The sequence below is a fragment of the Kribbella deserti genome, from assembly GCF_042434725.1.
Classification (GTDB): domain Bacteria; phylum Actinomycetota; class Actinomycetes; order Propionibacteriales; family Kribbellaceae; genus Kribbella; species Kribbella deserti.
This window is the reverse complement of the sequence record NZ_JBHLTC010000052.1, coordinates 15,608-39,036: the sequence shown is the minus strand read 5'-3', so window position 1 is coordinate 39,036 and position 23,429 is coordinate 15,608. Positions and strand designations below refer to the sequence as shown.

Below are 23,429 nucleotides of genomic sequence, written 5' to 3'. Positions count from 1 at the left end.
CATCGACCTGAACGGCCAGCATGGACCGCGGTTCGACCAGGACCTGCGCTTCGGCGCGGGGAACCTGCGCGAGGCGTTCTGGACGGTCGACGCGTTGCAGGGCGCGTACGACGGGTATGTGCACTTCGACTACAAGCCGCCGCGCACCGAAGACGTTGAGGGTGTGTGGGGCACGGCGGCGGCGTGTATGCGCAACTACCTGATCCTCAGGGAGAAGGTGACGGCCTTCCGTGCGGATCCCGAGGTGGTTGAGGCATTGGCCGCGGCCCGAGTCGACGAGCTGTCCGAGCCGACTCTTGGCGCGGGGGAGACCTTGGCCGACGTACGGGCTGAGTCCTTCGACCCGGACGCCTTGGCCGCGCGAGGGCTTGCTTTCGAGCGGCTGGACCAGCTCGCCATGGAACACCTGCTCGGGGTCCGCTGAGGAACGGACTACCGGGACAACCGAATAAAGGGCCGACGCCCGGGGACCCGCCCCGGAACCGCTGGAGCGCAGCTTTCTATCCGCACCATAGGAGCTCCCCATGTCCCATATACCTCGGCGGCTGCACGGGATGGCGATTCGCGTCGTTGTCCTGGCGGTGATCGCCGTGCTCGCCATACCGCTAGGAGCCATCAGCGCCACCGCCCATCCCGGTCACGGTGACGAGACGTTCAAGGCGCTGATCTTCTCGAAGACCGCCGGTTTCCGGCACGACTCGATTCCGGCCGGTATCGCCGCGATCCAGCAACTCGGTCAGCAGAACGGATTCGAGGTGACCGCCACCGAGGACGGCGCCGCCTTCACCGACGCGAACCTCGCGCAGTACGAGGTGGTGATCTGGCTGTCCACCACCGGCGACGTGCTGACCGCGGACCAGCAGGCCGCGTTCGAGCGATACATCCGGGCCGGTGGCGGTTATGCCGGCGTGCATGCGGCGTCGGACACCGAGTACCAGTGGCCCTGGTACGGCAAGCTTGTCGGCAGCTACTTCGCCAGCCACCCGCCGGGTACGCCGAACGCGGACGTGAAGGTGGAGGACCACGCGCACCCGTCGACCGCCGAGGCGCCGACCCGGTGGAACCGGACTGACGAGTGGTACAACTACCAGACCAACCCGCGCGGTGCCGTACATGTGCTCGCCTCGCTGGACGAGACGTCGTACACCGGTGGCACGATGGGCGCCGAGCACCCGATCGCGTGGTGCCAGGATTACGACGGCGGCCGATCCTGGTACACGGGTATGGGCCATACGATCGAGTCGTTCGCCGACCCGGTCTTCCGCAAGCACCTGCTGGGCGGCATCCGTACCGCCGCCGGGGTGGAGTCGGCCGACTGCGCCGCCTCGCTGAGCGACAGCTATCAAAAGGTCACGCTGGACGACAACACCAGCAACCCGATGGAGCTGGCGATCGCACCCGACGGCCGCGTGCTGTACATCGATCGCAACGGTGCCGTGAAGCTGATCCGCACCGACGGCGCGGTGGTCACCGCGGCCACGCTGAACGTTTATACCGGTCAGGAATTCGGTCTGCTCGGTATCGCGCTCGACCCGGCCTTCGCCACGAACGGCTTCGTCTATCTCTACTACTCGCCGGCGGGCTCGGTCGCGGTCGACAAGGTCTCCCGATTCAAACTCACGGGGGAGACGCTCGAGCTGGCCAGTGAGAAAGAGGTGCTGCGGATCGATACGCAGCGCGACCAGTGTTGTCACGCGGGCGGCGCGCTCGAGTTCGATGCCCAGGGCAACCTGTACATCGCGACCGGTGACAACACCAACCCGTTCGCCTCCGACGGCTACACCCCGATCGACGAGCAGCCAGGGCGCGCGTTCTGGGACGCGCAGCGCAGCGCCGCCAACAGCAACAACCTGAACGGCAAGATTCTGCGGATCAAGCCGCAGCCCGACGGCAGCTACACGATCCCGGCCGGCAACATGTTCCCGGCGGGAACGGCGAAGACCCGGGCGGAGATCTACGCGATGGGCTTCCGCAACCCGTTCCGGATCGGCATCGACCCGACCACGGATCGGCTGTTCGTCGCCGACTACGGCCCGGACGCCGGCCAGGCCAATCCGAACCGCGGTCCCGATGGCCGGGTCGAGTGGAACATCGTGGATCAGCCGGGCTTTTACGGTTGGCCCTACTGCGTTGGCAACAACACGCCGTACAACGACTACGACTTCGCCACGAGCACGCCTGGACCGACGTTCAACTGTGGTGGCGTGGTGAACAACTCGCCGAACAACACCGGGATCACGAATCTGCCGGCGGCGATTCCGGCCGATCTGTGGATGGGCATGAGCTCGACCGGCGTCCCGGAGATCGGTAACAGCGGCGCGCCGATGACCAGTGGCGGGTACAAGTTCAACCCCGACTCGGACTCGCCGCGCAAATGGCCGCGTGCGTTCGACGGCAAGGCCGTACTGGGGGACTGGAACAACGGCCGGATGTTCTCGATCCAGCCGAACGACGACCGCAACGGCGTCACGGATGTGTCGCGCATGCTGGAGAAGATGTCGTTCAACCGCCCGCACGCCCTGCACTTCGGGCCGGACGGCGCGCTCTACGTGATCGAGTGGGGTAGCGGTTTCGGCGGCAACAACGCGGACTCCGGCATCTACCGGATCGACTATGTGCAGGGCAATCGCGCCCCGGTGGCGTCGTTCACCACCGACCGGACATCCGGGCCGGTGCCGTTGACGGTCAACTTCGACGCGAGTGGTTCACGCGATCCGGACGGTTCGCCGATCACCTACGCGTGGGACTTCGACGGTAACGGCACGATCGACAGCACGGTGGTGAAGCCGTCCTTCGTCTACAACCAGCCCGGCGCCTTCACCGCCCGGCTGACCGTCACCGACGCGGACGGCCGGACGGCGGTGTCGAACGCGACCATCACCGCGGGCAACTCGGCGCCACAGATCACCGTCACATTGCCGAAGAACGGTGGCTTCTTCGACTTCGGCGACACCATCCGCTACCAGGTATCGGTGACGGACGCCGAGGACGGCACGGTCGACTGCAACGACGTGATCACCCAGCCCGCGCTCGGCCATGACGAGCACGCGCACGGCTATGAGCAGTACCGCGGCTGCAGCGGCACCTTCCCGCTGCCGGGTGACGAGGGGCATGTCGGCGCGAACATCTTCGGCATCGTCACCGTGAAGTACACCGACAAGGGCTCGCCCGGCAGCGCGCCGCTCACCACCGAGAAGGTCGTTCAGCTCCAGCCGAAGCTGCGCGAGGCGGAGTACTTCGACGAGACCGGTGGCCCTGGCGGTGGTGTGGTCGCGGAGACCACCGGTGACACCGCGGGTGGCGGCAAGAACATCGGCTTCATCGAGGACGGCGACTGGTGGGCCTGGCGGCCGATGAACCTCACCGGCATCGACGAGATCCAGCTCCGGGCGGCCTCTCCCGAGGCAGGCGCGACGGTTGTCGTGCGCAAGGATCACCCGGAGCACGGGCCGATCGTGTCGACCATCCGGGTCAACCCGACCGGCGCCTGGCAGACGTATGGCGACTTCACCGCCGCGGTGAGCCCGGCCTCGACCGATACCGGCACGCTGTACTTCGTCAAAACCCAGGGCCAGCTCAACGTCAACTGGGTCAAGTTCATCGGCCGGGGCGTCACGGAGAACCAGCGCCCGGTGGTGAACGCCACCGCGACGCCGACCACTGGTACGGCGCCGCTCGCGGTGGACTTCAGCACCACGGCCACTGATCCGGACGGCGATCTCCCGCTGTCGTACGTCTGGAACTTCGGCGACGGTGGCACCGCGACGGGTGCGTCGGCCAGCCACACCTACACCACACCCGGCGCGTATACGGCGAGCGTGCGCGTTAGCGATACCCGGGGCGCCGTGGGGACGCAGAACATCCCGATCCAGGTGGACGCCGTCGCGCCGCCGAGCTGCCTCACGGGTAGATCCGACGGCTTCGACGGTACGTCGCTCGACCGCACGCGCTGGACCAAGGTCGTCCGGGAGAACCAGGACCTGGCGGTCAACGCCGGCTCACTGGTCTTGCCGTTGACCGCGACGGACATCTACGGCACGGGCAATACGAATACGCCGAACATCGTGCTGCAGCCCTTGCCGAACGGCGCCTGGCAGGCCACCGCGAAGGTGAACCTGCCCGCGCGTACGTCGTACCAGCAAGCGGGGCTGATCGTGTACGGCGATGACGACAACTACGCCAAGATGGTGCTGCAGGCAAGGAGTACGGGCGCGGCCGATCGGGTCTTCCAGTTCATCCGGGAAGAGGCCGGCGTTCCGAATGAAGTTGCCGAGAGCAACACCGCGCCGCTTGGTGCCGCCTTCCCGGACACGGTCTGGGTGCGATTCACCAGCGATGGCAGCGATCTGATGGCGTTCTACAGTGGCGATGGCGTGACGTTCACGGCGATGCCGCAGACCAAGGCGCTTGCCGGAATCAACAATCCGCACATCGGTATGTTCGGCCTGGCCAACCGGACCGAGGCACTGCCGATGACGGCGACGTTCGACTACTTCGCCATCACGCCGGACGACACCGCGACGCAGCCCGCGCCGTCGGACGAGTTCGACGGTACGGCGGTGGACCCGTGCCGCTGGTCACAGGTGGTCCGGCCCGACACCGCGGCGTACCGCCAGGCCGGGGGCCAGCTCGAGATCGACACCAGCAAGGGCGACATTTACGGCACGGGCAACACCGGGCCGAAGAACCTGATGCTCCAGCCGGCGCCCGCGGGCGACTGGACGATCGAGACGAAGGTGGACGGTTCCGCCTTCAACGAGCGGTATCAGCAAGGTGGTCTGCTCGCGTACACCGATGACGGCAACTACGTGAAGCTCGATCTGCTCGCTACGAATGCCGCCGGTTCGCCGGTGACCCGAGCCATCGAGCTGCGCAGTGAGACCAGCGAGGTGGTCGGAACTCCCCAGCCGAACGCGTCACCGGCGCCCACCCATGGCGTCTGGTACTTGCGACTGGCGAAGAACGGCACCATGTTCACCGGTTCGTACAGCGCGAACGGTACGACCTGGACGGCCCTGCCTTCGGTGACGAACGCGGCGCTGGCCAACGCCAAGATCGGGGTCTTCGCCTTCGGCGCGGACCAGGTGGCGTCGAAGACGGCCAAGTTCGACTACTTCCACGTGAACAAGGACGTGCTCGCGCCCGTTCTGGAGCTCGCGGTCGATCCGCAGGAGCCGTCCGGCCAGAACGGCTGGTGGACGGGACCGGTCAAGGTGAGCGCGACTGGAACCGACGAGTCGCCAGGCCAGGTCTATCTGGAGCAGAAGGTGGACGACGGGCCGTGGCGCGAGTACACCACGCCCGTCACGATCACGGCTGAGGGCACGCACACCGTGCAGGTCCGGGCCAGCGACACCGCGGGCAACGTGTCCGAGCCGAAGTCGGCGACGGTGAAGGTGGACCAGGTCGCACCGAAGGTCGCTATCACTGGCGTGGCCGCGAATGCCGCCGTTGGAATCGCGGACGTCGTACCGGTGGCCGCGACCGCGACCGACGCCACCTCCGGCGCCGGGGCAACCACTTTGAGCCTGGACGGAAAGCCCGTCGGAGCTCGGCTGGATGGTGTCGTCATCGGGCTCGGGCGGCACGTGCTGACGGCGAGCGCCACGGACAACGCCGGCAACCCCGGTACGGCCGAGGTGGCGTTCGACGTCGTGGCGACGTACGACGGCACGGTCAAGCTGATCGACCGGTTCGTCGCGGAGAAGAAGCTCACCACGGTGAACGCGCTGCTGCTGAAGCAGAGCATCGCCGACGCTCGGCGGCATGACGCCCGCGGTCAGGCGGTCCCGGCCCGGCTTGCCCTCGATCGCTTCCTGCTCTTCACGAACGGCGTGGGGAACCAGCAGGCGCGCGAGCTGCTTCGAGCGGTCGGAACCCACCTGAAGGGCCAGTTGTAAATGAACGTCGCCGCGTGGCTCTGGGTCCGGCTCCGGCCGGAACTTCGCACCGCGGGTGGTTCGGCCCCACCCGAGCGCGGAGCCGGGGTCGCGCGGCGATGGGGGACCGGTACGCCGGCCCTCGCCCCGGCCCGGGACAAAGCGCTCCGTCCCGGGCTGGGGCACCTGGTTTCGGTATGTCCGTAGTAGTCACGACAAGGAGTGGAACAGATGGCTCGACCGATCACGTTGTTCACCGGCCAGTGGGCCGACCTGCCGTTCGAGGAGATGGCCCGGCTCGCCTCCGAGTGGGGGTACGACGGTCTGGAGATCGCGTGCTGGGGTGATCACCTCGATGTCCGCAAAGCCGCCGAGGACGACGCGTACGTGCGGAACCGGCTGGACATCCTGGAGAAGTACAACCTCAAGGTGTGGACGATCTCGAACCACCTGGTCGGTCAGGCGGTCTGCGACGATCCGATCGACGCGCGGCACCAGGGCATTCTGCCCGCGCACATCTGGGGTGACGGCGAGGCCGAAGGCGTACGGCAGCGCGCCGCCCAGGAACTCGCGATCACCGCGCGGGCCGCCCGCAGGCTCGGCGTCGACACGGTGGTCGGATTCACCGGGTCGTCGATCTGGAAGACGGTCGCGATGTTCCCGCCGGTGCCGCCGTCGATGATCGAGGCCGGGTACAAGGACTTCGCCGATCGGTGGAACCCGATTCTGGACGTGTTCGACGAGGTCGGCGTGCGGTTCGCGCATGAGGTCCACCCGTCGGAGATCGCGTACGACTACTGGTCGACCGTCGCGACTCTGGAGGCGATCGGTCATCGCGAGGCGTTCGGGTTGAACTGGGATCCGAGCCACTTCGTCTGGCAGGACCTGGATCCGGTCGGGTTCCTCTGGGACTTCAAGGACCGGATCTACCACGTCGACTGCAAGGACGCGAAGCGCCAGGTCGGCAACGGCCGCAACGGGCGGATGGGCTCTCACTTGGCGTGGGGAGACCCGCGCCGCGGCTGGGACTTCGTCTCGACCGGCCATGGCGACGTACCGTGGGAGGCCTGCTTCCGGATGCTGAACTCGATCGGTTACGACGGGCCTATCTCGGTGGAGTGGGAAGACGCCGGTATGGATCGCCTGGTGGGTGCGGCCGAGGCTGTGAAGTTCGTTCGGTCGCTCGCCTTCGATCCGCCGTCGGCTTCGTTCGACGCCGCCTTCAGTTCCTAACCGCAACGCCTCAGCACTTGCGCACACCGTGCCCTGCACGTGGTGCTGCAGGCGACCTCACCACTTGCGACGATCGGACTTCTTTTGCCGCTGAAAGCCAACCCGCGTTTTGCCGCTGAAAGCCAACCCGCGGCCGCGCGCCGGCGGTCGAGCGGCAAAAGGAAGTCCAATCGTCGCTCGGTTACCCAAGTCCGGCCTTGCAAGTGGTCCTTGGGTACGGGTTTATCGTCGAATCATGACCGAGATCCAGTGGGCGCCGGAGGCCTGCACGCTGCCTACGGCGGAACAACCCTTACGGGAAGCCGAGTTCGACGACCTCTTCCGCACGGCCGCGGGTACGACGGAACGCGTCGATCCGAACACCCTGGTCATCCGCCTGCCCGCCCACGCCGAGTCGTGGGCCAAGGACCTCGCCACACGAGAAACCACCTGCTGCTCCTTCTTCACCTTCACCTTCGACACCGCCAGCTCTTCCGGCCCGTCCGGCTCCTTCGGCTCCTTGGGTCAGGCGGGCTCCTTGGGTCAGGCGGGCTCCTTCGGCCGGGCGGGCGACCCGGCTGGTCGTGGGGATGACGCGGCCGCTCGTGCGGGTGATGCGGTGCTGATGACGGTGACCGTGCCGCCGCGCTACGTCGAGATACTCAACGCCCTCGAAGCGCGAGCCCGTTCGCTCTGGGCCTGAGCCGATGACCGTCGCGGAGGGAATGCGTGCCGGCGAACTGGCCGCCGCAGCCGGAGTGAACCGCCAAACCCTGCGGTACTACGAACGACGTGGCCTGCTGGCCGAACCAGACCGAACTCTCGGCGGCCACCGCCTCTACCCACCCGAGGCACTCACAACCTTGCGCGTGATCAAAGCCGCCAAACGCCTCGGCTTCACCCTCGACGAGATCACCGCCCTCCTACGCCACGGCGGCAGCCTGCAAGGCGAAGCCACCACCAAGCTCGCCGAACTCGAATCCCGCATCGCAGACCTAACCGCAACGGCCAACACCCTCCGCCAAGCCCTAGCCGCCGGCTGCACCAACCTTGAAACCTGCGCCCACACCCCCAACTGCCCCGCCATGCCCCCACCACCGCAACCTGAGGCATCCACCCCAGCAGACACCCGGAATCCAAGGCGCCTCCGCTAACCACCGGCGACGATTGGTCTTCTTTTGCCGCTGAAGACCAACGCGCACAGCTACACATACGGACGAGCGGCAAAGGAGACCAATCGTCGCAAACAGCCACCCCACGTACCCGGCACCATTCTGCGAGTCGTGCATCACATCCCGCCCACCATCAGTCACCGAAGCCCCACTCGCTCGTTGTCCCTTCAGTTGGTTGTACAGGGCAACAGTCCGACAGGGAGCGACATGGCACGTTTGGTGGTTCTCGGCTACACCGGATACGCAGGCGGCCGAATCACAGCAGAGGCCCTACGCCGAGGCCACGAGGTAATCGGAGTCTCCCGCTCCAGCCAGATCACCCCCGAGGACCTCAAGACCCCCGACCACCCGGCACCCACCCCCGACCGCCTAATCACGCGATCCGGATCGGTACACGACCCCGCCTTCCTAGCGGACGTCTCAACAGGCGCCGACGTACTGGTCATCGCCATCCCCGCGCGCCCGATCGACGGCCAGCAGCTCGTCGACGCGATGCCCACCCTCACGCAAGTTGCCCGCGACAACAATCTCCGCCTGGCCGTTGCCGGTGGCGCAGGCAGCCTCCTCACCAAACCCGACGGCCCGCGCCTAGTCGACACCCCAGAATTCCCCGCCACAGCAAAACCCGAAGCGACCAGCCACGCCCAAGTACTAGAGGCCTTCCGCGCCCTGCCAGAAGACGTGGACTGGTTCTACGTGAGCCCCGGCGCCTCGTTCGGCTCGAACACCCCGGGCGAACGACGCGGCCGCTTCCGCATCGGCGGCGACATCCTGCTCACCGACGACGAAGGTAACTCGTTCATCAGCGGCGACGACTACGCCACCGCCTTCCTCGACGAGATCGAACGCCCCGAACACCACCGCACCCGCTTCACCATCGCCTACTAACCCGCGCCCCGATCACCACCGCACCCGGTTCACCATCGCCATCGCCATCGCCATCGTCGCCGTCGCCGTCGCCGTCGCCGTCGCCGTAAGACCACAGCAGCGAAGACCACCGCCGCAAACGCCGCCACCTCCGGTCAACCGGCGCCCGTGGCAACGCTGAAGCCGGACCGTGACCGCAGTCATGGGACCGATGACCGCCTGCCCTGACATTGCGACCCGGTATCCGGGTCCGCGGCGTCTGGTGGTGAGGGTCGGCGATTTGGCACGTCTCGCCGTGTGATCCGCCGCCCGGGCAACCGTGGCCTCCGTATTTCGCGTCCGACCGTGAGGTGGTTGGGGTGGTGGGGGATGGCCGCCGCCGTTGCAGGGAACGGCGGCGGGTGGATGGGTGGGGACGGAGTTAGGGGCGGCCGGGGAGGCGGTAGTTGGGGCCTAGGACGGCGCCTCGGTGGGGTTTGTAGAGGTCGTAGCCTCGGGAGTCGCACTGGAGGCCGCCGTTGATGCAGTGGCTTACCAGAGCTGCCAGGGTTTCCGGGTCCCAGGCGTTGAAGAAGTCGTAGTGCCAGGAATAGCCACGGCCGCTGGCAAGACGAACGGTCGACAGGTCGCCATCCACCGGGAAGGCGATCTTGAACTCCAGCATCGGTACAGGCCGGGGATGACTGCTCGGGCAGACCCCGTTGACCGGGTACGCCATGTGGCTCTTGTGATCGGCCGAGTCGAGGTTGACGCCATCCCAGCAACTAGGTGCCTGGTAGCGGATGTTGAGTTGCGTCCCGGCCGGACAGTTCGCCGGCAGGTCGTAGTTGTGCGCGCTGTCTCCGCACTCCCAGCCTTCGACGCGACCAGGCGCGTTGCGGAACTGCTCCTGGCTGGCAGTCGGACTACCGGCCACATAGCGCAGACCCGGCGGGAACGGCCGGACCGAGGTGTAATCGAGAACCCCGGACTTGTAGTAGATCGTCTGGTGCCAGGACTGCTGAACGACCTGGTCGCCCTTGAACATCGTCGGCCACCAGTACGCCGATAGGTCGTCGGGATTCCGGCACGAGGTGGCGCCGGGGCCAGGAGCCAGTAGTGAGTTGAGGGTGGAGTAGGCGTCGGTCGACGTGTTGCCGACGAAACTGTGGTCGTGCGAGGCGCCGGGCATGCCCGGGAACACGATCGGGTCGTGCGGTCCTCGCTTGGTGACGGTGCAACCCACTTGGAACTCGTGGTGGGTCACCTCGTCGGCGGCTTGAGCCGAACTGGTGCGTCCGGCGGCCAATCCGGCGGTCAGTCCACCCGCCAGCAGCGTGGCGGCGACAAGTACGGATAGTGCGGGTTTGAGGCGGAACACGGCTCTCCTTTCTTGGCGAAATCCGCGGGTGTGGGGCTGCCCGCGATCGATGCGTGGATCGGAGAGCGCTCTCTGAGCGACCACATTCCGCGCCCGAAGAAGGCGCTGTCAAGGCCTCGCCACGGTTCCGGAACTAGCCGAGCCCGTTGACAGAGCCGGTTTGGGCGATCACGATCGGTGCCACCGGAGAGCGCTCTCTGAACCTCGACCACGTCTGGTCGCTGTGCCATCCGCCTCTCCACAGCAAGGAGTTACCCGATGAGACGCCCCTTCACCGGCCTGCTGGCCCTGCTGACGTTGCTGGCCGGCAGCGTCGTCCTGACCGCTCCACCGGCGCAGGCCGCTGAGCTGCTCTCTCTCGGCAAACCCGCGTCCGCCTCCTCCAGCGAAGGTGCGGGTACGCCGGCGGCCGCAGCCGTCGACGGCAACACCGGTACTCGCTGGGCGAGCAGTTGGGCCGACTCTCAGTGGATCCAGATCGACCTTGGTTCCGCCGCGACCCTTAGTCAGGTGGTGCTGCGCTGGGAGACCGCCTATGCGGCCGCCTATCGCATCGAGGTATCCAGCGACGGGCAGAGCTGGGCGCCGGCGTACAACACCACCACGGGTCGTGGCGGGACCGAAGTTCTCCCCGTTACCGCCAACGGACGTTACGTCCGCTTGACCGGTCTGACGCGTGCGACCGGCTACGGGATCTCCCTGTGGGAGTTCGAGGTGCACGGAAGTCCGGGCCAGGGGCAACCATCCGGTCCGGGCGTGACCAGGGTGACCGGGAGCCAGGGCAACTGGCAGCTCCAGGTCGACGGAACGCCCTTCCAGATCAAGGGTTTGACCTGGGGTCCGGCCAACACCGACGCCGGGCAGCACCTGCCGGGTCTGAAGGCGGCGGGCGTCAATACCGTTCGCACCTGGGGTACGGACGGCGGGACCCGGCCGTTGCTCGATGCGGCCGCGGCCAACGGCATGAAGGTGATCAACGGCTTCTGGCTCCAGCCTGGTGGTGGCCCCGGGAGTGGCGGTTGCGTCAACTACGTGACCGACACGACCTATAAGACGAACATGCTCGCCGAGATCCGGCGATGGACCACCGAGTACAAGAACCACCCCGGCGTACTGATGTGGAGTGTCGGCAACGAGTCCGTGCTTGGCCTGCAGAACTGCTACTCCGGCACGGAACTGGAGAACCAGCGCATCGCCTACGCCAGGTTCGTGAACGAGGGCGCCCGGGCCATCCACGAGACCGACCCGAACCACCCAGTCACCTCGACCGACGCGTGGACCGGCGCCTGGCCGTACTTCCGCCAGTACTCGCCCGACCTCGACCTGCTCGCGGTCAACTCTTACGGCAACATCTGCCAGGTCCGGCAGGACTGGATCACCGGTGGTTACACCAAGCCGTACATCGTCACCGAGGCTGGACCCGCCGGTGAATGGGAAGTCCCGAACGACGTCAACGGCGTACCGACCGAGCCCACCGACGTACAGAAGCGCGACGGTTACACCCAGGCGTGGAGCTGCATCACCGCGCATGCCGGGGTGGCGCTCGGTGCGACGCTGTTCCACTACGGCAACGAGGACGACTTCGGCGCGGTCTGGTTCAACATCGTGCCCGCCGGCCTGAAACGCCTTTCCTACTACGCGATCCGGCGCGCCTACAGCGGTCAGCAGGACGGGAACCTGCCGCCGGTCATCACCGGCATGAACCTCAGTAAGATGACGGACGTCCCGGCCGGTGGCACCTTCACCGTCAGCGTCAACGTCAGCGATCCGGACGGCGATCCGCTCAGCTACGAGTTCCGGTACGGCGGCAAGTACATCGACGGCTCGGGCGCTCTGCCGGTGACGAGCCATACCGGCACGGGCCCGTTCACGCTCACCGCGCCTGAGCGGCTCGGGGTATGGAAGGTGTACGTGTACGTCCGCGACGGCCGGGGGAACGTCGGTATCGAGACCAAGTCCTTCCGGGTCGTACCGCCCACGGTGCCCGGCACGAACGTCGCGCGCGGGCGTCCCGCCACGGCGTCCTCCGAGCAGCTGGTCGGCCCCGGCGCGCCGTACGTCGCGAGACTGGCCACGGACGGCGACAACGCCACCCGCTGGGCAAGCGACTGGTCGGATCCGCAATGGCTGCAGGTGGATCTAGGCCAGGTGACGTCGTTCAACCGGGTCCAGCTCGTGTGGGATCCGGCCTTCGGTAAGGCGTACGAGATTCAGGTGTCCGACAACGGCACCACCTGGAGGTCCGTCTACTCGACCACCACGGCGAACGGCGGTGTCGACGATCTGGCGGTCACCGGCTCAGGGCGGTACGTCCGGATCCACGCGACTCAACGTGGTACGGCGTGGGGTTACTCGTTGTTCGAGTTCGGGATCTACCAGCCATGATCGAACGGGCAGAGAGCGCTCTCCGCCGCAGGTACGATCTGTTGTCATGACGGATCGCCCGCGGCAGGCTGTTCGCACCCCCACCCTGGAGGATGTCGCCAGGGTGGCGGGTGTGTCCCGCGCGACCGTGTCCCGGGTGATCAACGGTGTGGACACGGTCGACTTGGCCCTCCGCGAGGTGGTGCGCGAAGCGGTCGCGGCCACCGGTTACACGCCGAACCGCGCCGCCCGGTCGCTGGTGACGAAGCGGACCGGCTCGATCGCTTTGGTGGTGTCCGGGGCAGACAGTTCGTCCGACCAGGTGTTCGGTGACCCGTTTTTCGGTCGGGTCACCGGCGGGGTCGTTCGTTATCTGCGCACGCTCGGCATCCACCCGGCGCTGTTGCTCGCCGACTCGGACCAGGCTCGCGCCCAGGCGGTCAGCTTCGTCGGTCAGGGCAATGCCGACGGCGCTTTGCTGGTCTCGATCCATCCAGCCGATCCGTTGCCGCGGCTGTTCGTGCAGAAGGGCCTTCCGGCGGTGCTGTTCGCGCGGCCGTCCGAGCCGGTGCCGGTCAGCTATGTCGATCTGGCCCACGAGAACGGTGCCGCCCTGGCCGCGGACCACTTGGTCGCGCGGGGTTGTCGGCACGTGGCCAGCATCGCCGGTCCGGCGGACTTGCCCGCGGCCCAGGATCGGCTGGCCGGGTTCCGGCAGGCGATGGCCCGGCACGGCCGCCCGTACGTACTGGTTGCCGAGGGCAACTTTACGGTCGAGAGTGGCGAAGAGGCGATGCAGCACCTGCTCGATACTGCGCCGGGGATCGATGGTGTGTTCGCGGCCAACGACTTGATGGCGCTTGGCGCGCTGCGGGTCCTGCGGCAGCACGGGCGCCGGGTGCCGCGGGATGTGGCGGTGATCGGGTTCGACGACAGCTCGCCGGCCGAGAGCGCGGGCCTCACCACGGTCGCGCAGCCGATCGAGGAGATGGCGGCCGAGATGGCCCGGCTGCTGCTGCGCCACATCGAGGACCCGTCCGGGCCGCCGACCTCGGTGATCTTCGACCCGGTTCTAGTCGTACGCGACACCGCCTGACCGCGGTGGCCGGAGGCGTCAGCAGCGGTGGGCTGGCTTGCTGAAGGTGGTCTGGCTCGGTGTAGCCACGTAATAGTCCGTCACCCACGACCTGTCGTCCAGGCGGTCCCAAACCGCTGTGGTCCCCACCTTCGTCCCGAGGCGCTGACACACCACCCACGCGAGCGAACCCACCGGCATCGACCCCAGCGCGCCGTACGTCGTACCCGGGCCGGAGCGTTTTGTCAGACCGTCAACGGTCGTTTGGTACGGATAGCTGCACTGCGGCAGCCAAGACGTATAACCCGTGTTCGACAGCGTATTGACGTAGTAGTCGGTGATGAACGCTCCGCTAGTCAGCTTGTTCCAAACGCTGGTGGTGCCGACCTTGGTGCCCGTGACCTGGCAGACGACCCTCACCACGCTGCGAGGCTGGTACGTCGCAACAGCCGCATATCCCATCGACGGGCCCGTTCGTGATGCCAGCGGTCGACTGCTGGTCATCGTGTAGTTATATGCCACAGTCGCTACAGGGGCGTCGAAGCGGTCGCTGTCGATGTTGAGGGTGACGCCGTTCCAGGTCTCGTTGTGGTCGCCACGGTATTGCTTGGCCCTCTGGTGGTTCGCCCACTTGTTGTTGGAGATGCCCGGCCAACCTGTCAAGGCCGAGTTCAAGTCCCACCGAGCGATCCAGAGCGCATCGGGCCTTGCGTAGCTCGTGGACGGGTAGGCGAGGCTCAAGTGCTGTGCGCCCGAATTGATGTGGGCGTAAATCCCCGAGAGATACCCCTGCCGGTGTAGCTCCTTGGTCCAGCTCGAGAGGTATCGAAGGACTACGGCCTGGCATGACGAGTCGCTCGCGTTGTAGTGCTCCATGTCGCCGTAGATGGCACTGCCCGGCAGAAGTCCCAGGGCTTTCGCCTTGGCGATGGCGTCGGCTGCAGACGCCGTACCTTGTGCCGCTGCTTGCGAGCCGGTGATCTCGGTAGCGTTGGCCCGGAAGGTGCAAGGTGCTTGTCTGCCCATATAGATCGGGATGAGCCTCCAGCCGAGGCGGGAGACCGTATTGACCCAACTAGCGGTCAGTTGCGGCTGCGCGCAGGTACGGTTCGGTCCGCCTATGTAGATTCCAACGGCCCGGTACGGCGAGGCCTTCCAGGCGGTGAGCTGGGCCACCGTCGGTGCCGTGCAGGTATCGAACGCGAGGCCCGTGAAGCGGGTCGCGGAGGAGCCGGCGGGATAACCCACCGGCGTCGCAGGCTCAGCGGCGGCCGGGACGGTGAGGCCGAGAGTCAGGGCACAGGCCGCGGCGGCTAGTGCCACCGGCCGAATCCAAGGTGTGCGCATGCTGTCAAGGTCCCACCACGCCCGACCGCCGTCCATAGTTCAGCTGGACCGCCAGAACCGGCAATTGTGCGCCTTTGCCAAGTCGATCGGGCCAACCTCGCTTGTGCTCACCGAGAGCACCGAACCGCTACGGAAATCAGACCATTCCGGACCCGGTACGCCGGTCCTCGCGAAGGTGGTCCAGTAGCCTGCGAGCTTGTCCGCCAGAACCTGCTGGAGCGAGGTCAACGGCGGGGGAGACCCCGGACCGGGTGGGACCGTACTACCGAAGAAGTACGGCACATCCGAGCCGTGGTACGCCCCAAGCGGGTGGTCCCCGACGAAGCGGCCCGAGTCCTCCGCGAACTCGTACCCGTAGACCGGGCGCCGGGACGCCCTAGCCGTCTCGAGCTGCGTACAAGCGCCAAGCATCGCGCCTTCGTCCGAGAGCGCCGTCGCGAGTGCAACCGCCGGGGACGAGTAGCGGCTGGCCGGATAGGCCTCCAGCACCGCGGGCGCGTCATCCCCGAACACGGCGTGGACCTCGCCCGGGTATTCCTCGGCGGTCATCGGCAGCAGGTTGCTCACGAAGCCCCGCATCTCGTCCTTCGTCCCACCAAGAATCATGGGCACATCCGCAGCAACCGGCTGGAGTGGCAGGGCTGGAGTACCTACTACGGGCATCCAAGGCCGGTCGCTGGTATAGCGGTTCACGCCGACCCGGTGCTCGTTAAGCCCGGCGAAGGCCAACGCCGGCTTGGCGCGCAGGCAGGCCTCTGCCGTGTGGGGAACGCCGCAGCCCACGTCGGCGGCCGCCTTGAGCCCGCGCTGCTCGGCCACTCGCTTGGTGACAAGGTTGTTCGCGCATGGGCCGCTCTGCACGATCGCCTTGTGGAACAGGCCCCTCGCAGCCGGTGCAGCCAGTTGCGCGCAGGTACTGAAGGCGCCGGCGGATTCGCCCCACAGGGTGACGTTGCGCGGGTCTCCGCCGAAGGCCGCGATGTTGGTCTGTACCCAGCGCAGTGCCGCCTGCTGATCGGCCAAGCCGAAGTTACCGGCGTACGGGTCCTTGAGGCTCGGGTGCTTCAGGTAGCCGAGGGCGCCGAGGCGGTAGTTCAGCGTGACCACTAGTACGTCTTGGGCCAGCAGACGCTTGGGGTCGTAGAACCGGCCCGAGCCGCTGACGAAGCCCCCACCGTGCAGGAACACCATCACCGGCTTGGCGGGGTTAACCCGCCGCGGAGTCCACACGTTCAGATATAGGCAGTCCTCGCTGCCGGAAGGCGGTCCGCCCATCCGGCCGGCTTGGACGCACTGCTCAGAGACCTTGGTGGCGTCGCGTACGCCGGACCAGGCTGTCGGAGGTCGAGGCGCTCGCCAACGAAGATCGCCGGTTGGAGGTGCGGCGTAGGGGATACCCAGGAAGACCCGGTTGTCCGGGCTCAGACTGCCTCGGACGGCGCCGGTCGCCGTTCGGACGACTGACTCGTCAGCAGCCTGGGCGGGAAGCTGGGCGGCCACTGCGGTTACTGCGACCGCTAGGCCGACTGTCATACGAAGAAGTTGTTTTGGCATGTTCCGAGGCTCTCGCGATTCCTGCGGCGATACGTCGCCTGCGGGAGGTAACCCGGGCTACGCCGGTGAGCGTACGAAGGGCCGCAGCAGTGGTAGAACAAGTCCCCAGGAACAGATCCCCAGGAACAGATCCCCAGGGACAAGGTTCCAGGGACAAAGTTCCAGGGACAAAGTTCCAGGAAGAAGTTTCTAGGGACGTGTCGAGAACCGCCGGGTGGCTCCGACGTTCCCGCAACGAGCCGCATACTGAACCCGAGAGGAACGACCCGATGAAGTACATGGTGCTGATGACGGCGAACAAGGACGGCTGGGACGACATGTCCAACTGGTCCGAGGACGACATGCAGAAGATGTTCAGCTTCATGGAGGAGCTGAACGAGGAGCTGAGCGCCAAAGGTGAGCTGGTCCGGGCGGCCGGCCTGACCGGACCGAGCGGGCTCAAGACGGTTCGCACCGCTCCGGACGGCGAGGCGATCATCACCGACGGCCCGTTCCCGGAGACCAAGGAGGTACTGGCCGGCTTCTGGATCCTCGAGGTCGACAGCGAGCAGCGGGTGCTCGAACTGGCCAAGCGCATCTCGATCTGCCCCGGCAAGGGCGGCAAGCCGGCCAACCAGCCGGTCGAGGTGCACCGGGTCGAGGAGCAGAACCTGCTCTGACCTGAAAGCCCTGCCTTGCGTTCATTCAGCGAATGAACGCAAGGCAGCGACGCGATCAGAGAATCGAGCTGGTGGAGATGGTGAAGCCGGTGTTGATCGGCGCGCCCGCGTTGGTGAAGCAGTTGACGTTACGCACGATCAGGTCCGGCGTGAAGTTGTTCCAGGCGGTGCTGAGACCGCAGAACGACGAGCCGTTGGCGTACGCCGTGACCTGCACGGTGTTCTGCGGGAAGCCGATACCGCGGAACGTCACCATGGACAGCCCGGGGCCGGACGCCATGATCGTGTTGGCCCCGAAACCGAAGACCGAGTTGAAGTTGGTCGTGGCCGGGCCGAGCGGCGGCTGGTTCAGCAGGTAGCCGTGGTACTTCGGCGGCATGGTCGCGCCGTACAGCGAGACCTTGTGCTGGTAGGTCAGCGTGAAGCGGGTGTTGAACGGCGCGCCGGCAGAGTTGAAGCAGGCGACCTTGACGTCCTGGCCGCCCGCGTTCGAGGACCAGCCGCCAACCTTGCATCGTGCACCGGTGACGTTGTTGACCGCGGTGGCCTGCAGGCTGCCGTCAAGCGGGCCACCCGTCACGAGACCGGGGAAGCGCACGTGCCACGAACCGACTCCGGTAGGCGTCGAGACGTTGGCCGCGCCCACCGAGTTGTACGAGCTGACCAGCGCGCCGCTGGCCTGGGAGTCGACGTACCCGTACGGGCCCGAAGCCGACGGGCCGGAGGAGCGGGTGAAGAACGCGCTGAAGCTGCTCGGGTCGAGCGCGCCACCGACGCGATAGCACCGGATGATCGCGATCTCGTCCGCACCCGACGGGAACCAGGTTTCGGCCTGGCACCAGTGCGGCGCGTCGTGCACCGCCGTCACGTGCACCACCCCGCCCGGCGCCGCCTGCCCCGGGAATCGGACCTGGTACCGGGCGACGCCGATCGGGGTCACGGTGGTATTGGCCGGCCAGGTGCCGAAGCCGACGGTGGCGCCGCTGGTCTGGTTCCACAGCACCCAGGCCTTGGCGTCCGGAACCGCTGCCTGCGCCGGCCGGACGAAGCCGAAAAAGGCCGCTAGCAAGGCGATGCAGGCCAGGATGCGGACGTGGCGAACTGATCTGTGCATGTTCCCCCCTCAGGAAACGAAAAGTGTCGTTACTCAGAAGATGGGAGCATGTACACACAGCGATCACAAGGTTTCGCCGCTGCCGGATTTTCGCTCGCGCGCTGGAAGCAAACGCTTGGCTACAAGGGTTTGCGGCCCTCCAGCGACGAACCAGCTCAGCTCCAGCGACCCCGGCGAACGACCTCGTCGGTGCTCTTGCGGTGCTTGGACAGATTCCGCGGCGGCTCGGCCGGATAGCCGATCGTCACCGCCCCGATCGGATGCAACTCGTCCGGTACGCCGAAGGCCTCGCGATAGGCGGGGATGCGTTCAACGGGCAGTCCGAAGAAGCAGGCGCCGAGGCCGAGATCGACCGCGGTCTGCAGGATCAACAGCGCGGCCATACCGGTGTCGATATCCCAGTACGGCGCGGGCCACCAGTCCTCCGAGCGCTCGGTCTTTCCCTTGTCCGGTTGGGCATAACGATCGAGATAGACCGACTTGTTCGAGTGCGTGACGATCACCAGCGGCGCCTCGAAGGTGGCGGAGAACCAGTTCTTCGCGTCCTCTTCCGGCGTACCCGCGGCGCGGAACCGCGCGATGTCCTCGGGGGTCTCGAGTACGAGGAAGCCCCATCCCTGGGAGAAACCTCCGGACGGCGCCCGGACCGCGTTGTGCAGAATCCGGTCGACCGCGTCGGGTGGGATGGGGCGTTCCGTGTCGTACTTGCGAACCATACGGCGTTTGCGAACCACGTCCTGGAATTCCATCCTCCGAGACTATGACCGCCAACGCCGTACGGCGACTGCTATCGGCCCAGCGGGGTCATGTCCGGGTAGCGATCGCCGGCCGGGGGCTCGATCGCGTTCAGGCGGTCCAACTGGGCCGGGGTGAGTTCGATCGCGTCCGCGGCGGCGTTCTCCTCGAGCCGGGAGACCCGCTTGGTACCGGGAATCGGGGCGATGTCGTTGCCCTGGGCCAGCAGCCAGGCGAGCGCGAGCTGCGCCGGGGTACAGCCGACCTCGGCCGCGACGGCCTCGACCTCGTCCACGATGCGCAGGTTCTGCGCCAGGTTCTCGGGGGAGAACCGCGGGTTCTGCAGGCGGAAGTCGTCGGCCGCGAGGTGATCGGTCGACCGCAGCGCGCCGGTCAGGAAGCCCCGGCCGAGCGGCGAGTACGCGACGAACCCGATGCCGAGCTCCCGCGTCACCGGCAGGATCTCCGCCTCCGGATCCCGCGTCCACAGCGAGTACTCGGTCTGCAGGGCGGTGATCGGGTGTACGGCGTGGGCGCGGCGGATCGTCTCGACACCCGCCTCGGACAGGCCGATGTGGCGAACCTTGCCCTCGGCCACCAGTTCGGCGAGCGTGCCGACAGTGTCCTCGATCGGCGTGTTCGGGTCGACCCGGTGCTGGTAGTACAAGTCGATGTAGTCCGTGCCGAGCCGCTTGAGTGAACCCTCGACCGCGATCCGGATGTTGGCCGGGCTGCTGTCGAACACGCCCGGACCACCGCCGTGGTGCGAAACGATGCCGAACTTGGTCGCCAGTACGACGGAGTCGCGGCGGCCGGCGATGGCCTTGCCGACAAGTTCCTCGTTCAGGTACGGGCCGTAGATCTCGGCGGTGTCGAGAAACGTGATGCCGAGTTCGAAGGCCCGGTGCATGGTCCGGATCGCCTCGGCCTCGTCGCTGTTGGCGCCGGTGTAGAAGGCGGACATGGTCATGGCCCCGAGGCCGAGGCGGGAGACGTCCAGACCGCCCAGCGAGATGTGCATCATCGTGTTTCCAGTCCTTTCGGTGCTTGTGCTTACGACGCTAGGGCGATCCGGCCAGGCGGAGAACGGTGCGATTCACCCTGGGTGTGACACACCCAGGGAAGGCCGCGACAGCCTGCCTACGATGGTTCGTATGAACAACCAGCTCGGGGAGTTCCTCAAGGCGCGACGGGCGGCCGTGACACCGGACCAGGTCGATCTGCCGCGGACCGGCGTTCGCCGGGTGCCGGGGCTGCGCCGCGAGGAGGTCGCGTCGTTGGCCGGCCTGAGCGTGGACTACTACGCACGGCTCGAGCAGGGCCGGGAGCAACACCCGTCGCCGAGCGTGCTGAGCGCGCTTGCCCGGGTGCTGAACCTCAACCCGGACGCGCAGCGCTACCTGTTCGGTGTCGCCGGCGCCAGCGCGCCGATCGCCCGCGGCCAACGCAAGATCAGCCCGAACCTGGTCGCCCTGATCAACGACTGGCCCGCTCATCCCGTCGTTGTCGCCGACAGCTGCCACAACATCGTCGCCACGAACCAGCTCGGCGCCGCGTTGTACGGCGGCCATCAGCACAGCGACAACATCGCCCGGCTGATCTTCCTGGACCCGGACGGCCCGACCCTGTTCCGTAACTGGGACCGGTCCGCGGCCAGTTGCGCCGCGTCGATGCGGGCGCTCGCCGGGCAGAACCCGAACCACGCCGAGTTGATGGCCCTGGTGGGCGAACTGACCGTGCGCAGCGAGGTATTCGCCGGGCTGTGGGCGAAGGCGGAGGTGCTGGACAAGGCCTCGGAGTTCCTGCACCTCCATCACCCTGTGGTCGGTGATCTCGACCTGCACTACGAGGCGCTCCGGCCGAACGGTTCGCCCGATCTACTGGTCAAGGTCTACCGCTCGCCGAATGCCGAGATGACCGAGAAGCTCGCCATGCTCGGCAGTCTCACGGCCGCCACTCCTGCTCCAGTCGAGGCGGACGAAGTTCCGATCCGCGAAGAGAGCTAAGCCGGTGCCACGCCCAGAGCCCAGCAGTAGAAGGCCAGTTCGTCCGTGTCCTGGTCCACTTGCGCGCTGAGCGTCGTACCGCCGCCGTGGCCGGAATCGCGCAGCGGTAGCAGTAGGTAAGGCCCGCCGACGTGGTTCTCGGCCTGCATCCGGGCCGCCATCTTGAGCGGGTCGTACGGCGGTGCGAGGCGGTCGTTCAGCGCGGGCACAAACGCCATCACCGGGTAGTCGCGATCGGCCCGCACGTTCTGGTACGGCGAGTACGCCGCCAGGTAGGCGCCTTCGACCGGGTCGTCGGGCGAGCCGTACTCGACCGTCGCCGAGCCGAGATGGCCGAATCGCGGGAAGCGCAACATGTCTAGCGTTGGCGCCCGGCAGAAGACCGCACCGAAGGCCTCAGGTGCTTGCAGCGCGGTAACCGCGACCAGCAGGCCGCCATTGCTGTTACCGCGGGAGGCCAACCGTTCCCGCCGCGTGTAGCCCGAGCTCACTAGCCACCGGGCGGCCGCGATGAAGTCGTCGAATGCGTTCTGCCGTTTGGTCTTGATGGCGGCCTCGTGCCATTCGCGACCGTAGTCCCCGCCTCCACGCACGTTGGCGTGGCCGAACACTCCGCCGAGCTTCAACCAGGCCGCGTTGAGTGGGAAGAACACTGGCGCGGCGGAGATCCCGAAGCCGCCGTACCCGCTCAAACGCACTGGACGATCTCCATCGCGCGGGAGGCCCTTGCGGTGGACTACGAACATCGAGACGGGCGTGCCATCGGCAGACTCGTACCAGGCTTGAGAAGTCTCGTAGTCCGACGGGTCCAGCCCGACGTCCGGGACGTGGTACGGCGTCAGGGCGTCTGTAGCGAAGTCGTAGCGGTAGTAGGACTCGGGCTGTACGTACGAGGTGAATCGAACCCAGACCTCGTCGCCGGACCAAGACCCGGTTACACCACTCGCAACGCCCTCGCCGGTGTTGTAGTTGACCGAGCCGAGTGCAGGCAGTTCGAGTTCGCGCAGGTGGCTCCCGTCCTCCGAGTGGATGTGGACGTGGTGCGACGCCTTCGCCGAGTAGACCGCGTAGATCCGCCCACCGATGCCCGAGACGGTCTGAAGGATGTCGGTCTTCTCAGGGATCAGCGAGTGCCATTCGGTGGGACGATCCAGCGTGGCGAGACAGGCACGGCCACGCGGTGCGTCGAGATCGGTGTGAATGAGCAGGCGGTCGCCGATGACCTGCACCTGGTTCAGCGATCGCATCTCGGGCGCGACCGGGATCAGCTCGCGATCGGTCAGCCGAAGCAGGTAGACGACGTTGCTGTGCACGAAATCCCACATCGTCAGAACGGCGAACCGCCCGCACTCGCTGACCTTGACCACACACCAGTAGTCCTTGCCCTGGTCATCGCCGAAGACCCGGCGGGCCGGCTCAGCAACGTGCAACCGGTGCTCGTAGACCGCGTTCCCAGCCTCAGCGTCTGCCGGGTCGGGTTCGGCGGCGTAGAAGAAGCCGGTCGAGTCCGGCAGCCACGCGAGCGATTCGTGCGCCGTACCGCGCGGGCGGTCCGGCAGCAGTTCCCCGCTCGCGATGTCGAGGACCCGGATCAGCGCGTCATGCGTGTTGCGCATCGATTTGCCGAAGGCAACGAACCGCCCGTCCGGCGACGGCTTGGCGAAGACCAGGGCTTCCTCGTTCGGCCAGGTGTTCGGATCGAGCACCACCTGGTACGACGCCTCGCGGTCCGGCCGCATCATCAGCTTGATCTTGTCGTCCGCGGCGCCGGCCTGCCAGCGGAATTCCCGGCCGTTCGGACCAGCCTTCGCCGGCGGCGAAACCCGGTCGTGCCGCGTGGCCCGGGCGACCTCGGCGCGAAGCCGGTCCCGGCCGGGCAGTTCACGCAGTACGCCGTGGGAGACCGCCTCCTGGGCGTCGATCCACGCCTGGGTCTCCGGACTGTCGAGGTCCTCCATCCACGCGTACGGGTCGTCGTACCAGGTGCCGTGCAGGGTGAACCCGCTGTCCTGATCGACCCTCGCCGCGGGGAACTCCAGCGCCATCGTCATCCTTTCGTCGCGAGGACGTTACCGGTCCGGGCGG

The 23,429-nt window shown here is 66.9% G+C and carries 17 protein-coding genes; 10 read left to right on the top strand and 7 right to left on the bottom strand.

From position 1 onward, the window contains the following. From ACFFGN_RS35245 to ACFFGN_RS35220, 6 genes are all read left to right on the top strand, one after another. On the top strand, positions 1-424 hold a 424-nt coding region (locus tag ACFFGN_RS35245), incomplete at its 5' end, for an apurinic/apyrimidinic endonuclease family protein (RefSeq protein ID WP_512700340.1). Between the two features lie 100 nt (positions 425-524). Then, positions 525-5,900 (top strand): ThuA domain-containing protein, encoded by a 5,376-nt coding sequence (locus tag ACFFGN_RS35240; protein ID WP_380057342.1) that lies wholly within the window; start codon positions 525-527, stop codon positions 5,898-5,900. A 210-nt stretch (positions 5,901-6,110) separates the two neighbouring features. Next, positions 6,111-7,112, top strand: a complete 1,002-nt coding sequence (locus ACFFGN_RS35235) for a sugar phosphate isomerase/epimerase family protein (protein WP_380057339.1) — start codon at positions 6,111-6,113, stop codon at positions 7,110-7,112. A gap of 235 nt (positions 7,113-7,347) precedes the next feature. Beyond that, positions 7,348-7,794, top strand: coding sequence for a hypothetical protein (locus ACFFGN_RS35230; protein WP_380057336.1), 447 nt, complete (start codon positions 7,348-7,350; stop codon positions 7,792-7,794). Between the two features lie 4 nt (positions 7,795-7,798). Next, positions 7,799-8,245, top strand: coding sequence for a MerR family transcriptional regulator (locus ACFFGN_RS35225; RefSeq protein WP_380057333.1), 447 nt, complete (start codon positions 7,799-7,801; stop codon positions 8,243-8,245). A gap of 225 nt (positions 8,246-8,470) precedes the next feature. Beyond that, positions 8,471-9,151 (top strand): NAD(P)-dependent oxidoreductase, encoded by a 681-nt coding sequence (locus tag ACFFGN_RS35220; protein WP_380057330.1) that lies wholly within the window; start codon positions 8,471-8,473, stop codon positions 9,149-9,151. A 400-nt stretch (positions 9,152-9,551) separates the two neighbouring features. Here ACFFGN_RS35220 and ACFFGN_RS35215 read toward each other — a convergent pair whose 3' ends face one another. Beyond that, positions 9,552-10,490, bottom strand: coding sequence for a DUF1996 domain-containing protein (locus tag ACFFGN_RS35215; RefSeq protein WP_380057327.1), 939 nt, complete (start codon positions 10,488-10,490; stop codon positions 9,552-9,554). A 258-nt stretch (positions 10,491-10,748) separates the two neighbouring features. On the opposite strand from ACFFGN_RS35215, the gene ACFFGN_RS35210 reads away from it, so the two are divergent. Next, on the top strand, positions 10,749-12,875 hold the full coding sequence (locus ACFFGN_RS35210) for a discoidin domain-containing protein (RefSeq protein ID WP_380057324.1): 2,127 nt from the start codon (positions 10,749-10,751) through the stop codon (positions 12,873-12,875). A gap of 46 nt (positions 12,876-12,921) precedes the next feature. Continuing rightward, positions 12,922-13,950, top strand: coding sequence for a LacI family DNA-binding transcriptional regulator (locus tag ACFFGN_RS35205; protein ID WP_380057321.1), 1,029 nt, complete (start codon positions 12,922-12,924; stop codon positions 13,948-13,950). A gap of 18 nt (positions 13,951-13,968) precedes the next feature. On the opposite strand, the gene ACFFGN_RS35200 is transcribed toward ACFFGN_RS35205, so the two are convergent. Beyond that, complete coding sequence (locus ACFFGN_RS35200) at positions 13,969-15,276, bottom strand: glycoside hydrolase domain-containing protein (protein ID WP_380057318.1); 1,308 nt, start codon at positions 15,274-15,276, stop codon at positions 13,969-13,971. A 39-nt stretch (positions 15,277-15,315) separates the two neighbouring features. Beyond that, a complete protein-coding gene (locus ACFFGN_RS35195; protein WP_380057316.1) occupies positions 15,316-16,809 on the bottom strand; it encodes a carboxylesterase/lipase family protein in 1,494 nt (497 codons plus the stop codon). Between the two features lie 290 nt (positions 16,810-17,099). Between ACFFGN_RS35195 and ACFFGN_RS35190 the strand changes: the two genes are divergently transcribed. Continuing rightward, positions 17,100-17,489 carry a YciI family protein gene (locus ACFFGN_RS35190; RefSeq protein WP_380057313.1) on the top strand — a complete coding sequence of 130 codons (390 nt, stop codon included), beginning with the start codon at positions 17,100-17,102 and terminating at the stop codon, positions 17,487-17,489. 55 nt (positions 17,490-17,544) lie between these two features. Here ACFFGN_RS35190 and ACFFGN_RS35185 read toward each other — a convergent pair whose 3' ends face one another. From ACFFGN_RS35185 to ACFFGN_RS35175, 3 genes are all read right to left on the bottom strand, one after another. Beyond that, the gene (locus ACFFGN_RS35185; RefSeq protein WP_380057310.1) at positions 17,545-18,603 is read right to left on the bottom strand and encodes a hypothetical protein; all 1,059 of its coding nucleotides are present in this window, start codon (positions 18,601-18,603) and stop codon (positions 17,545-17,547) included. Positions 18,604-18,758: 155 nt separating this feature from the next. After that, a complete protein-coding gene (locus tag ACFFGN_RS35180; RefSeq protein WP_380057307.1) occupies positions 18,759-19,352 on the bottom strand; it encodes a nitroreductase family protein in 594 nt (197 codons plus the stop codon). Between the two features lie 38 nt (positions 19,353-19,390). Beyond that, entirely contained in the window at positions 19,391-20,362 is a 972-nt protein-coding gene (locus tag ACFFGN_RS35175; RefSeq protein ID WP_380057305.1) for an aldo/keto reductase, read from the bottom strand. Positions 20,363-20,492: 130 nt separating this feature from the next. On the opposite strand from ACFFGN_RS35175, the gene ACFFGN_RS35170 reads away from it, so the two are divergent. Next, on the top strand, positions 20,493-21,344 hold the full coding sequence (locus ACFFGN_RS35170; protein WP_380057302.1) for a helix-turn-helix domain-containing protein: 852 nt from the start codon (positions 20,493-20,495) through the stop codon (positions 21,342-21,344). Here ACFFGN_RS35170 and ACFFGN_RS35165 read toward each other — a convergent pair. Continuing rightward, positions 21,341-23,389: a prolyl oligopeptidase family serine peptidase gene (locus ACFFGN_RS35165; RefSeq protein ID WP_380057299.1), complete on the bottom strand. Its 2,049-nt coding sequence runs from the start codon at positions 23,387-23,389 to the stop codon at positions 21,341-21,343. The genes ACFFGN_RS35170 and ACFFGN_RS35165 overlap by 4 nt on opposite strands. Between the last annotated feature and the right edge of the window lie 40 nt (positions 23,390-23,429).

Coding starts and splice junctions, on each gene's coding strand:
- ACFFGN_RS35230 (WP_380057336.1), top strand. CDS start 7,348: ATGACCGAGATCCAGTGGGCGCCGGAGGCCTGCACGCTGCCTACGGCG.
- ACFFGN_RS35165 (WP_380057299.1), bottom strand. CDS start 23,389: ATGGCGCTGGAGTTCCCCGCGGCGAGGGTCGATCAGGACAGCGGGTTC.
- ACFFGN_RS35210 (WP_380057324.1), top strand. CDS start 10,749: ATGAGACGCCCCTTCACCGGCCTGCTGGCCCTGCTGACGTTGCTGGCC.
- ACFFGN_RS35170 (WP_380057302.1), top strand. CDS start 20,493: ATGAACAACCAGCTCGGGGAGTTCCTCAAGGCGCGACGGGCGGCCGTG.
- ACFFGN_RS35240 (WP_380057342.1), top strand. CDS start 525: ATGTCCCATATACCTCGGCGGCTGCACGGGATGGCGATTCGCGTCGTT.
- ACFFGN_RS35175 (WP_380057305.1), bottom strand. CDS start 20,362: ATGATGCACATCTCGCTGGGCGGTCTGGACGTCTCCCGCCTCGGCCTC.
- ACFFGN_RS35205 (WP_380057321.1), top strand. CDS start 12,922: ATGACGGATCGCCCGCGGCAGGCTGTTCGCACCCCCACCCTGGAGGAT.
- ACFFGN_RS35235 (WP_380057339.1), top strand. CDS start 6,111: ATGGCTCGACCGATCACGTTGTTCACCGGCCAGTGGGCCGACCTGCCG.
- ACFFGN_RS35225 (WP_380057333.1), top strand. CDS start 7,799: ATGACCGTCGCGGAGGGAATGCGTGCCGGCGAACTGGCCGCCGCAGCC.
- ACFFGN_RS35200 (WP_380057318.1), bottom strand. CDS start 15,276: ATGCGCACACCTTGGATTCGGCCGGTGGCACTAGCCGCCGCGGCCTGT.
- ACFFGN_RS35220 (WP_380057330.1), top strand. CDS start 8,471: ATGGCACGTTTGGTGGTTCTCGGCTACACCGGATACGCAGGCGGCCGA.
- ACFFGN_RS35180 (WP_380057307.1), bottom strand. CDS start 19,352: ATGGAATTCCAGGACGTGGTTCGCAAACGCCGTATGGTTCGCAAGTAC.
- ACFFGN_RS35185 (WP_380057310.1), bottom strand. CDS start 18,603: ATGCACAGATCAGTTCGCCACGTCCGCATCCTGGCCTGCATCGCCTTG.
- ACFFGN_RS35190 (WP_380057313.1), top strand. CDS start 17,100: ATGAAGTACATGGTGCTGATGACGGCGAACAAGGACGGCTGGGACGAC.
- ACFFGN_RS35195 (WP_380057316.1), bottom strand. CDS start 16,809: ATGACAGTCGGCCTAGCGGTCGCAGTAACCGCAGTGGCCGCCCAGCTT.